We start from the raw sequence: 12,904 nt of genomic DNA, 5'->3' as shown, positions 1-12,904 counted from the left end.
CGTGGTTAGCCCTCCAGCTCAATGCGCGTTAAGTTGTCACGCAAAATATCGCCGAATTCATATTTGCCAGGAGATACAAAGGTGCATAATGCCAAATCTTCTTCGTCCAATTCAAGTACGCCCAAATCGACAGCGCTAACGATGTCTTCGACAATCAAAGCGCGCAGTAGCTGCGTTGGCAGATAGTCTTGCGGCATGACTTCTTCATAGACGCCAATTGGCACCATCGCCCGCGGTGAGCCATTGCTCGAAGTGGTAAAGTTATATTTTTTACCACCAAAAAACTGCGAGATATAGATAGGCAATTTAGAGAATCGATTGGCACCAGCGGTAAAGAAGTGAAACGCTGGACGTTCACGACCTTCGGTTAGCGCACTGATTTGATTATGAAAGCGACCAAGATAATTGGTATTGCCCGCCACTTTGCGACCTGAAAGCACAGAACCCGAGATGATACGGTTCTCGCCAGCTGTAAGCTCACCTTTGGTCAATGCTGCGATATCTGCGCCGCGCTCGGTGACCACCAAATGCGGGTTTTTAATCGCAGGGCCAGCGAGGCTAAGCATACGGCGCGTATATAAACGACCAGTAGTAAACAGCTTACCAATGGCAATCACGTCTTGATAACCAATCGTCCACACGGTCACGCCGCGCATGATAGGATGCAAAAAGTGAATGTGCGTGCCAGCCAGTCCAGCAGGGTGTTTGCCAGCAAAGCTATGATACTCAGTGACATTATTAGCGGCCGTTTTGGCAACTGGCGTCAGCTGGGCATCGCCGTGATGGCAGACAAAGGTCTTGGGGCTGAGGGTTGATAATACAGCAAGTCCGTCATTGAACGCTTGAAGCTGCTCATTAATCAGCAACATCGGGTCAAGCGCTAATGGATTGGTATCCATAGCGGTGACAAAGATAGCGTGCGGACGGGCACCAATATCGGGGGAGCGGCTATAAGGACGCGTACGAAATGCGGTCCATTCGCCAGAGGCAAGCAGTTGGGTTTCAACGACTTCAGAATCTAGGTCAGCGAGTTGCTGGGAGTCGTAGCGCTGAAATTCTACTTCTTCACCGTTTGGGTCGACCGCAATCACAAGACTTTCAAAAACACGACGCTCACCGCGATTAACGGCGACGACCTTACCAGCAGCAGGAGCAGTGTAGATAACGCCGACCCGTTTTTTGTCTTCAAAAACGGGCTGACCTTTAGCTACGATGTCGCCTTCTTTGACATTCATCGTGGGCTTCATGCCCACATAATCATAGCCAACGAGTGCTACATAGGCGGGTCTGTGCTCAGATATCTCGCGGGAGGGTTCACCAGTGATGGGTAAATCCAAACCTTTTTTGATGGTAATCATAAGCGAAAACTTAGTCCATAGTCTAAAACGATACCAGACGTCCTGTTTGGTATATCGGCAGCATGGATAACAGCGTCATCAATAAAGTGCTTTATCACTCCCAAAAAAGGGCGTGAAAAAGTGCTCTAGACATAACACATCATCATAACTACAAGTAAGAGTATTAACGCTGACCTTAGACTCCTTAACAACACGTTAATGTCTTATTCGAATGACCAAAGTGACGACTGGCTACCAAGGTGTATCGTAAAACTCATAAATCTAACCGCGTCCTCAACGAGGATGACAGTAGATAAAATACAGTTTTACCATACGATTTATTAAAATCTTAAAATTTGTCGTATCAGGAATCATAGGGTTATTAAAATTTACGCAGCGCTATTCATACGAGTGAATATAAATGAGGCATCAGTGATTTGTTCATACTTTATGAAAGCTGTCTTTGTGAAAGCTATCTAAGTGCTGGTTAATGACCTATGATTACAGGGTAAACTCAATGTCTTGATAAGCTCAGCATTAATTTAGTGCTAATGGGGTGCTCATATTTACCTTATGCTGATTGCAATCGTCAATAGGTAGCAGACGATTAGGTTTTATCATACAAATACAAATTTACCTAGGATTATACGCTAAACTGACCTAAAATTGCCAGTTGGTAAATGAATTTACCTAATGTTACGAGTGTTTCCTTCGGCTAAAACTTATGGTTATGATTGTGATTACGGTGATGGGTTCTTTACCATTTTTTAACCAAACTTTAACTCGTATTCTCATTTACCACTGCCATTTTTAATATTTAATCAATTTTCCCTAATAGCTGCTTTTAATTTGCTATGCTAAATAAATTTTACGTAGTCGCCCTTTAATGGGCTTGGATACTTTTTTCACTTTTGAATTTTTCTTATTCATATTGTTATTATTCAACTATTTTTAATCGCTGATATCGTTTTATAAGGAATGCTGTATGTGTGCTGTCCCTGTCATTATCCCCGCTATCGATTTAAAAGATGGTAAATGTGTGCGTTTAAAACAAGGTCGTATGGAAGACGATACGGTATTCTCTGATGATCCAGTCGCTATGGCGGCGCGTTGGGTTAATGAAGGCGCGCGTCGCTTACATTTGGTCGATTTAAATGGCGCATTTGATGGCATCCCAGTACACAAACAAGTGGTCAACGACATTGCCAAAGCTTTCCCCAAGCTGCCGATTCAATTGGGCGGCGGTGTGCGCAATATGAAAACCATCGAGCAGTATATTAGCGCAGGTTTGACCTACATTATTATTGGTACCAAAGCTGTGGAAGATCCTGACTTTGTGACCGAGGCTTGCCGCGAGTTTGCTGGACACATTATTGTCGGTATCGATGCCAAAGATGGCATGGTTGCCACGCACGGTTGGGCAAACGTGACCGATACCAAAGCGACTGAGCTTGCCAAGCGTTTCGCTGATGTCGGGGTATCGTCAATCGTTTATACCGATATCGCTCGTGATGGCATGATGCAAGGCGTTAATGTCGAGCAGACCGTCAATTTGGCACGTGAAGGCGGCTTGCCAGTGATTGCCTCAGGCGGCGTCACCGATATGAAAGACATCGAATTGCTCAAACCTTATGGTGACTGTATCGAAGGAATTATCACTGGGCGCGCGATTTACGAAGGCACCTTAGATTTGGGTGAGGCGCAGCTTTATCTAGATGGCAAATAGTTTTTAGTCGCCATATCCAAATAGCATTATTGAAAATGTGATATCAAGCTAGAATAATAAAGGGATACTTATGGCAGCGTATGTTGACCAGCCTCAATTACGTAGGCTACGCAGGTTAAGCAAGCTATGTCAGTTACGCATCATGGCAAAGCCCTGCGCTCAGCTGTTATTGCTATTAAGTATCTTTTTAAGTGTTCTTTTAAGCATGCCAACTTATGCGGCTACAGACAGCAGCACAAGTGAGAGTATTATACTCAATAATGAGGCTACTGAAGATAGTACAGCTGACAGTGGGACCAGCGCTCAGACGGCTAACGCCCCAGCTATAAACGCCCCACCTGCCAATGAGCCAAATAATAGTCTAAATAGTGCCATCACTATTACCCCTGCTACGCCAAGTACTTCTGACACTGCGCCCGCGCCAGTTGAAAAACCGCCAGTTATCAGCGGTGAAAGTACTAATAATGCCCAAATCGAAACCACGCCAACGCCGTTAAAAGACAATGATATCCAGCAACGTATCAGTGGCATTTTTTCAGAAATTGACGGCTTGCAAGCAGTAAGTGTCAGCGTCAACCAAGGGGTTGTAACCTTAACCGGTGAGACGCCTAACGAGAAAAAAGCCCAGCAAGCGATTAATCTGACCAATCGCTTAACCGACGTGGTGACGGTAGAAGATAGAATCAATCGCACCCTTGATGTGCAGGATAATGTCTCGACTGTTTATCAGAGTCTCAAAGCGCAAACCAAAAACCTAGTCAAAGCGTTGCCGCTACTACTCGTAGGGATTGTTTTATTTGCCTTAGTGACGTGGTTTGGCAGTTGGTTATCCAATCGACAAAAAATGTGGCAACGTCTTACGCCAAATCCCTTTGTCGCAGAGTTACTTGCCAAAACCGTTAAAGTCATCTTTATCATTTTCGGTCTTATCTTAGCGTTAAGTTTGATTGGTGCTGAGACTATCTTGGGCACGCTGCTTGGTGGGGCAGGTGTTATTGGTATCGCCGTTGGTTTTGCCGTCAAAGACACCATTGAGAACTATATTGCCTCGCTCATGCTCAGTATCCGCCAACCGTTTCGCGCCCGCGACCATATTTTGATTAACAATCAAGAAGGCATTGTGGTACGCCTAACCTCACGCGCCACGATTTTAATGACCTTAGACGGCAATCAGTTACGTATTCCTAACGCCGAAGTCTTTAAAGCGACGATTTTAAATTACACCAAAAACCCCGAGCGCCGTTTTACCTTTGAGCTCGGGGTTGATGCCAACGACGATCCGCTTGCTGCGATCAAGGTAGGTATCGATGCCATCTGTCAGTTGGGATTTGCCTTAGATAAGCCAAAAGCCACAGCGGTTATCAAAGAAGTCGGCGAATCAAACATCGTTTTACAGTTCCAAGTATGGGTCAATCAATTGGAGGCAGATTTCTCCAAAGCCCGCAGTATCGCCATTCGCGAAACCAAGCATGCCTTAGAAGATGAAGGTTTTACTTTACCCGAGCCCATTTATCAGTTGCGCTTTAACCATAAGTTAGAAAAAGCCATTGAACATTTCCAAAGCAGTCAAACGAACGATAAATCACCAGCGGAAACGACGGTAACGCCGCACATTTCTGCAACTGATAAAGCGTCTGATGAATCTTCTCCCACTGACACTAGCATTGAAGATAAAGATAAGAAACAAGCAAAGGCGCGGGCCAAGCATATCTTACAAGGTCGCAATGCCGACGAAGTACTCGATGCGCGTCCTGACCAGAAACTAATGGAAAAAGTTGAGCAAGAAATTGCCGAAAATTCAGATGAAACCGACTTACTAAGTAACAATAGTCCGCAAGAATAGCCCACAAGAGTGGCGTTGAAGATTACCTATTAAAAGGTGATTACTAACTATAAAAGTCGGCATAAAAAATGCAATGAAATGTCTATCTACCTTTTATCGACATAGACGAGATATTTTTTATGCAAATCAAACATCTGATTATTTTTGCTTTGGCTGGTATCGTTATTCTAGCAGGGTTTAATATGATCAGCGGCAGTCAACGTGAAAAAAATAGAGAAGCGTTAGCCGCTAGCAGTGAAACAGAAAACACAGACATAGTTATAACTGACAGCAAGACATCAGATATCGTAAGTCAGCCATTAGGGCAGCAGCCAAAAGCTATTCTTGATAAAGCAAGCACGCAGATAGAACAAGCGGAGCAGGTCAGTCAACAACGCAGAGAGCAAATCGCTAATACGCAATAGTTGTGCATTACTGAGAGTTATTAATATTGAGAGTTATAAGGTTTAAACATGCTGCATTTTGATATAGCCACTTAAGTAGCTACTTTTTAATAAGCAAAAAAAAGACTAACGATAGCGTTAGTCTTTTTTTAATCTTAACATTTAGGCAGCGTTAACTCTTTTTGCTGGTGCCCTTACCACGGCTGCTGCTTCTTTTAGAAGTGGTTTTATTCGCCGAAGTTTTGTTAGCAGAGCTCTTACCAGCTGAATTGTTCTTTGGCTGATCGCGTTTGGTTTGATTCATTTGGCTTGCTTGTAGCTTAGCTTTAAGATCAAAGTCGATTTGTAGCAGGTCCATATTAACGCCTGCTACTTTTACGCGAACCAAATCGCCAAGCCCAAATACCGTGCCTCTGTCTTTACCGATAAGCTGCTGTTGCTGCTCATCATAGACAAAGAAGTCGTCGCCAACGTTTGAGATGTGCACTAGACCATCAATATATAAGTCGGTCAAAGTCACAAATAAACCGAAGCTCGTCACAGTCGTCACCACGCCATCGAACTCTTCGCCGACATGATCTTTCATATAATGACATTTGAGCCAAGATTCCACGTAACGCGATGCTTTTTCGGCGCGGCGCTCCGTATCTGAGGTTTGCGTGCCAGCCTCTTCAAGCGAGAAATCCATTACTGGCTGCTGGCTATTCGTCACTTTCGCTTTAATCGCGCGATGCAGCATTAAATCAGGATAGCGGCGAATCGGCGAGGTAAAGTGGCTATATTCATCATAAGCTAAACCAAAGTGACCGATGTTGTCAGGCGAATAGTTCGCTTGCATCATCGAGCGTAGCAACATGCTGTGGATACTAATGGCGTCAGGACGGTCTTTGGTTGCTTCGATAATCCGCTGATAATCTGCTTGCGTCGGGCTTTCCTCAGGGAAGCTTAAGCCAAAGTTTTTGGCATATTCATGAATGCGCATTGACTTTTCGCTATCAGGCTTATCGTGGTTACGATATAAGACAGGCAACTCATGTTTTAGGGCAAAGTTTGCTGCACAGGTATTGGCAAGCAGCATGCACTCTTCGATAAGCTTTTGCGCATCGCCGCGCGTACGCGGTAAGATAGCATCGATGCCACCTTTTTCATTAAACTTGATATATGTTTCGACCGTTTCAAACTCCATGGCATGGCGCTCTTCACGTTTTTTCAGCAGCAGCTCATACAATTGATGTAAGGTATCGACCGATTTTTTAACGTCTTTATTAGCCGTTAATGATTCAGGTACGCTCTTATCTTTTGGATTGGCAAGGTAAGCATTCACTTGATTATAGGTCAGGCGCGCTTGCGAGTGCATAACGCCCGGATAAAACTCATACCCTGTGACTTTACCGGCGCGCGATATCTTGATATCGGCAACCATACAGAGACGGTCAAGGTTGGGGTTCAAAGAGCATAGGCCGTTAGACAATACTTCTGGCAGCATCGGAATCACGCGATGCGGGAAATACACTGACGTGCCGCGCTCGTAAGCATCTTTATCAAGTGGCGAGTTTGGTGTGACGTAATAACTAACATCAGCAATCGCCACCAGCACCCGATAGTTACCGCCCGAGCGTTTTTCGGCGAATACTGCATCATCAAAGTCGCGCGCGTCTTCACCGTCAATAGTAATAAGAGGTAAATCGCGCAAGTCTGTACGACCTTTCAAGTCTTTTTCGGTCGGCTCTTGATAGCTATTAGCCTGCTGTAATGCCGCTTCGCTAAAGTCTGACGGGATATCATAGTTGAGCAGGGTCGTCTCAATAATCAATTCACGGTCATTATCATCAGATAACACTTCAGTGATTTTACCGGTGGCAAATTCGTGTTGGTTTGGCCAATCGATAATATCGACTTTGACTGGCGCACCTTGTTTGGCGTTCAATGCTTGCACGTTTTCTTCAGTGACGGTAATCGGCTGATGGTTATTTGGGCTACCAAGCTCAACGCAATAACCTTCTTCATCGTGCGCCAATGTACCAATAAAGTTGTTTTGGCGACGCTCAACGATATCCACAATACGCCCTTCAGTACGGCCACGATTATCCGTAGAGGTACCAACCGCTTGTACGGTATCGCCATTAAATACCCAGCGCATTTGCTTTTCATGCAAGAACAAATCAGGCATATCACTCAATATTACGAAGCCAAAGCCTTTAGGGTGAGCTGACACGGTGCCAGTGACGATATCGTGTTCGGTTACAGTACGATAGCGATAAGGACGCCCGTCGCGGTTTACTTGCCCATCGCGCGCCATTGCCTTTAGACGATTGCCTAAAGCGTCAAATTGGTCAGGGTCATCAATATTAAAGGCTTTTGCCAATTGTTGATGCGTGACTTCACCGTATTCATTAATCGTACTGAGTATCAGTTCGCGACTAGGAATAGGATTGACGTATTTTTGTGCCTCACTCGAGGCGTTTGGATCATTCCAACTCATAAATTACCGTATCTATTTTTTAAAATTATTAATAAGTGCTATCTTAACACGAACGACGCTGCAATATCTTCGGTCAATTGTTTTATGTGTATCAGATAGCAAGTAGCTGCTAGCTTGTATCGATAAGAGCCTTCGACATGCGAGCTCAATCAAATATCAATATCGACCGTATTTGATTGATTGGTTATCTTTTTAGTATTTAACTCTTTCGACACTTCAAGGACAGTCGTTTGATTCGACTTATCGAGATATTTCTGTGCTTTATCAACCTCGGCTGTCAGAGTATTGACCGTTTGTTTCATATTCTCTAGCGCCTCGATTTTATAATTGCTAATCATATCCATCGTCTCATAGACGTTATTGAAGGCGTTTTGGAGTTTATCAAGCTCAATCGTGCTACTGGTTGCCTGCTCGTGAATTTCAAGTGACTGACGTTTGAGCATCGCAGAGGTCGATTCAATCAAGCTGCTGGTGGTTTTATTTAACGCGGTGATTTGATCGAGTACCAGTTTTTGATTGGTCATCGCCTGAGCAACCACCACCGCGGTACGTAGCGCCGAGATAGTCGTCGTCGTCGCGCGATCTACGCCTTTAATCAGCTCTAGGTTGTTTTTACGAATGGTATCAAGGGCCAAGTAACCTTGTACGTTTACCGCCAATTGCGTTAAAAAGTCGGTATTTTTTTGCCGTACATAAAACAACATCTCTTCTTTAATAATACGCGCTTTTTCGGGGTCAGTAGCTTCAACGGCATAAACCTTTTGTTCAAGCTGCTCATCGATTTTTTTACCCACATAAATATATTGGCGAATCGATTGCATCAGCTCCCACATATTGACTTTTTCTTGCTCAATCATAGCATTGTCTTTGAGCAGCTCGTCTTTACCGTTATAGAGGCTGGTCACTACAGCGTTGATATGTGATTGCGCTGACTCGTATTGACGGAAATAATCTTGCACTTTGTTACCAAATGGAATCAGACCGAAGAGCTTACGTGAGCTGGTCAGCTCTTTTTTGCTCGGATCCAAATCTTCAACAATACCGCGCAGCTCAGTCAATGATTTGGCAATAGGTGAGTTATCAAACAAACTGTCATTGAGACTTTTTGCTGGCAAATCGAGCATACGGTTCGACACTTGCGCCGACTCACGAATTTCTTTATTGCCCAAATTGTGAATAGATTGCACGTTTTGTTGAAACTCAGCGCTGTGTACTGAGTTGTTAATCACGTGATCGACAAAGGCATCGACCTTAGCATCAAGTTCAGGAATCTGGCTTTCATCCAGTTTCACCATTTGATCCGCTTCGCTTTTTTGAATCTCTTTCACCGGTTCAGGAGCAGTTAAGGTGATGCTAGGCGTTGAGGCGTTTTCAGGTGGGGTCAATTCTTGCATAAAATTTCCTATAATATCTAAAAATGGAATTCTTTACCGACGACGTTATTTATCAATGACACTATTTATTGACTATTAATTGTCATTAACTATTCATTGTTAATGAATAACAGTTTTCGCTTAGCACTTTTATAGTCGTGGTTTCAATTGTTTTTATTACCCAATAATTTTTATTCGAATGAGATATGTGTGATGAGACAATCTTTAGATTAACTGGTAATGAAAAGGTTGAGAAGATGGGTTTTGTAAACTGAGTTTTATAAAGCATTTATAGAGGAATTTGGCTTATCGTGCTTAGCTTTTTTATATTTAATGCGCGTATTCAGCAATAAATATGAAAAAACCATCAATATCCCGGAGTATATTGATGGTTAAGAGTATAACTATCTATAATAACAAGCTGTCTGTGTTAGTTAATTGATTATATTAACTAACCATCACATCAATTTACAGCCACTACTCGCTATAATCCACAGGTGGATTATTTTTTCTTAGTAGGCCCAAGCAGCATACCCATTTGACGGCCTTCCATCTTAGGATACTGTTCGACGTTTGAGAGATCAGCGGTATCTTCAATGATACGATCAAGTTGTTTGCGTCCAATCTCTTGATGCGCCATTTCGCGACCACGGAAACGGATACTGATTTTAACTTTATCTTGGTTTTCCAAGAAGCTGACGATTTTTTTCAGCTTAACTTGATAATCCGCCTCTTCAGTACTAGGACGTAGCTTCATCTCTTTGAGCTGGGTCTGTTTTTGGTTCTTCTTTGCTTCTTTCGCTTTCTGCTTTTGATCATAGAGGAAATGTTTATAATCCATGATTTTGCATACTGGCGGCTTGGCTTCAGGAACCAATTCGACCAAATCTAGGTTTTCATCACGCGCCGCTTTCATCGCGGTTTCGATATCGACCACGCCCATTTGCTCGCCATCTTCTTTAACCAAACGGACTTCTTTAGCATTGATATCTTCGTTGATGTTCAAACGGTTTGACTGTTTAATAGGTATTACTCCTCATCTGTTTTTGGGGTCTGTCGGCCTTTTTTGCTGACAGCAGTCTGTACTAAGCTAATAAATTCTGCAACACTCATGACGCCGAGGTTTTCACCTTCACGAGTTCGGACGTTGACACTGCCCGTTTCGACCTCTTTATCCCCTAATACTAGCATATAGGGAACGCGTTCTAATGTTTTCTCTCGTATCTTAAATCCAATCTTTTCGTTACGCAAGTCACTCGTCGCTCGCAAACCTGCATTTTTCAGCTCACGAACCACATTTTCACAAGCATCGGCTTGTTTATCAGTGATATTCATCACCGCTACTTGTTGCGGCGCAAGCCATACAGGCATCCAACCGGCGTAGTTTTCAATCAAAATACCAATGAAGCGCTCAAACGAGCCTAAGATTGCACGGTGCAGCATAATTGGGGTTTCGCGCTCATTTTGCTCATTGACAAATTCAGCATCAAGGCGCTCAGGCATATTTGGATCAACCTGAATCGTACCGCATTGCCACACGCGACCCAATGAATCCTTTAGACTAAACTCAATCTTCGGACCATAAAATGCGCCTTCACCCGGTAGATATTCCCAATCAAGACCTGAGCTATCTAGGGCATCTGCCAAGGCTTTTTCGGCAAAGTCCCAAGATTCATCGCTACCAACGCGTTTTTCAGGACGGGTTGAGAGCTTCATAATGATATTATCAAAACCAAAGTCTTCATACACCGCAAGGGTAAGCTTAATAAAATCCGCGACTTCTTGCTGAATTTGCGCTTGCGTACAAAATATATGCGCATCATCTTGCGTGAAACCACGTACACGCATCAAACCATGCAATGAACCAGAGGGTTCGTTACGATGGCACGAGCCAAACTCTGCCATACGTAGCGGCAGTTCACGGTAAGATTTTAAGCCTTGGTTAAATACTTGTACGTGACATGGGCAGTTCATTGGTTTTACTGCATAATCACGATTTTCGCTCGAAGTGGTAAACATATTGGTGGCATAGTTGCCCCAATGGCCTGAACGTTCCCACAAGCTGCGATCGACGATTTGCGGCGTTTTAATTTCTTCATAACCATGGTCATGCTGTACTTTACGCATATATTGCTCAAGTACTTGATAAATAGTCCAACCATTGGCATGCCAAAACACCATACCCGGCGCTTGCTCTTGCATATGAAACAGATTTAACGCTTTACCGATCTTACGATGGTCACGTTTTTCCGCTTCTTCGATACGTTGGATATAGGCTTTTAAATCTTTTTTATCTGCCCACGCCGTACCATAGATACGTTGTAGCTGCTCGTTCTTAGCATCACCGCGCCAATAAGCACCTGACATTTTGGTCAGTTTAAACACTTTTAAGAAGCGCGTATTTGGCACGTGTGGACCACGGCACATATCGACATATTCTTGATGATGATAGAGACCAAAGGCTTCTTCACCCGGCATGTCATTAATCAATTTCAGCTTATAATCTTCGCCGCGTTCTTCAAAAATCTTAATCACTTCATCGCGAGGGGTCATTTTTTTGATGACGTCATAATCTTGCTTAATCAGCTCCATCATGCGTTTTTCAATTTTTTCCATGTGCTCAGGCGTAAATGGCGTCTCACTATAGATGTCATAATAAAAGCCATCTTCGATAACAGGACCGATGACCATTTTTACGTCAGGATAAAGCTGTTTTACCGCATGACCTAACAAGTGGGCACATGAGTGGCGAATGATATCGACGCCGTCAGCGTCTTTTGGCGTCACGATTTCAACTTTTGCATCGGCAACGATAGGGTCGTGGGCATCTACTAAATGGCCATCAACGCGTCCCGCGACCGTCGCCTTCGCCAAGCCCGCTCCAATACTTTGCGCCACTTCCATGACCGTTGTATTGCCTTCAAAGTTTTTTACGCTACCATCAGGTAAAGTAATCGCTACCATAATCTATTCACCTTTTTGGGTCCGTTGGCAGTGATGATTGCAACCATCAATCATATAACCGTAAGACCACGTCAATTATATCTAACCGCTGTAATATGTCGGATATGTTGTAAGAAATGGCCATTAACCACAAACACTGCGCTAAAATTTATCTTATATATTATGCTAATTAAGTAGCTATTTAATAACTGATCATCAAATCGCTATAATATAATATAGAATAAGTTGCTTGTTAATAAGAATAATTAGGAGTGCCATGCAGTAATGTCATAAAAGCCGCTATTATAGCAAACGCTGCCTATTAACACTAGACAGCTGCGGCGCAGTAAGCTTCTCTATATAGGTACGCTTAATGTCAATATCAATAGTGTTGAATATATACCTATATAAGCCCAGCAATATAATGCATGGTTTATAAATGTCCTATTGAGCTTATTAATAGGCCTTGTAGCAAATAAGGCTTAAACATTAAGGCATGTCTAGAGAATAATCTTCTTTGGTTTAATATCTTTTTTTTACTAAGCTATTGAAAAATATGGTTTATTTACCATCTTCTAAAATTAATTAAGAAATCTATCAAAAATCGGTTGACACCCAGTCCAAACCGTCTATAATACGCACCTCATTAGGGAGAACCAGAACGACTTATATGTAAATTACATATAACAAACCTGGCTAACCCATTGAAACAAATTATAAAAAAGCTTGACAAACCAAATCATTATGATATGATAGTCGGCTCGCTAGATAGGATAAGTTCTTAACTTAGACTGACTAGCAAAGAGAAATACCCTAT

The 12,904-nt window shown here is 43.0% G+C and carries 8 protein-coding genes; 3 read left to right on the top strand and 5 right to left on the bottom strand.

Annotated features, from left to right (window positions below; all coding sequences use genetic code 11):
* Positions 1-5: 5 nt before the first annotated feature.
* On the bottom strand, positions 6-1,358 hold the full coding sequence (locus IQ457_RS11200) for a Na(+)-translocating NADH-quinone reductase subunit A (protein ID WP_200663309.1): 1,353 nt from the start codon (positions 1,356-1,358) through the stop codon (positions 6-8).
* 964 nt (positions 1,359-2,322) lie between these two features.
* Here IQ457_RS11200 and hisA point away from each other — a divergent pair.
* The 3 genes from hisA (at position 2,323) to IQ457_RS11185 (ending at position 5,310) form a co-directional block, all read left to right on the top strand.
* The gene (hisA, locus tag IQ457_RS11195) at positions 2,323-3,063 is read left to right on the top strand and encodes a 1-(5-phosphoribosyl)-5-[(5-phosphoribosylamino)methylideneamino]imidazole-4-carboxamide isomerase (RefSeq protein WP_068408306.1); all 741 of its coding nucleotides are present in this window, start codon (positions 2,323-2,325) and stop codon (positions 3,061-3,063) included.
* 142 nt (positions 3,064-3,205) lie between these two features.
* Entirely contained in the window at positions 3,206-4,906 is a 1,701-nt protein-coding gene (locus tag IQ457_RS11190; protein WP_242465432.1) for a mechanosensitive ion channel domain-containing protein, read from the top strand.
* 119 nt (positions 4,907-5,025) lie between these two features.
* The gene (locus tag IQ457_RS11185; RefSeq protein ID WP_200663307.1) at positions 5,026-5,310 is read left to right on the top strand and encodes a hypothetical protein; all 285 of its coding nucleotides are present in this window, start codon (positions 5,026-5,028) and stop codon (positions 5,308-5,310) included.
* A 151-nt stretch (positions 5,311-5,461) separates the two neighbouring features.
* On the opposite strand, the gene rnr is transcribed toward IQ457_RS11185, so the two are convergent.
* The 4 genes from rnr to thrS form a co-directional block, all read right to left on the bottom strand.
* Positions 5,462-7,771: a ribonuclease R gene (gene rnr / locus IQ457_RS11180; RefSeq protein WP_200663305.1), complete on the bottom strand. Its 2,310-nt coding sequence runs from the start codon at positions 7,769-7,771 to the stop codon at positions 5,462-5,464.
* Positions 7,772-7,920: 149 nt separating this feature from the next.
* Positions 7,921-9,165, bottom strand: a complete 1,245-nt coding sequence (locus tag IQ457_RS11175) for a toxic anion resistance protein (RefSeq protein WP_068408298.1) — start codon at positions 9,163-9,165, stop codon at positions 7,921-7,923.
* A gap of 481 nt (positions 9,166-9,646) precedes the next feature.
* Positions 9,647-10,150, bottom strand: coding sequence for a translation initiation factor IF-3 (infC, locus tag IQ457_RS11170; RefSeq protein WP_200663303.1), 504 nt, complete (start codon positions 10,148-10,150; stop codon positions 9,647-9,649).
* A 23-nt stretch (positions 10,151-10,173) separates the two neighbouring features.
* Positions 10,174-12,108, bottom strand: a complete 1,935-nt coding sequence (thrS, locus tag IQ457_RS11165; RefSeq protein WP_191692435.1) for a threonine--tRNA ligase — start codon at positions 12,106-12,108, stop codon at positions 10,174-10,176.
* Positions 12,109-12,904: the final 796 nt, after the last annotated feature.

Source organism: Psychrobacter sp. M9-54-1 (assembly GCF_016613355.1).
GTDB classification, from domain to species: domain Bacteria; phylum Pseudomonadota; class Gammaproteobacteria; order Pseudomonadales; family Moraxellaceae; genus Psychrobacter; species Psychrobacter faecalis.
This window is presented reverse-complemented; position numbering and strand designations above follow the sequence as displayed.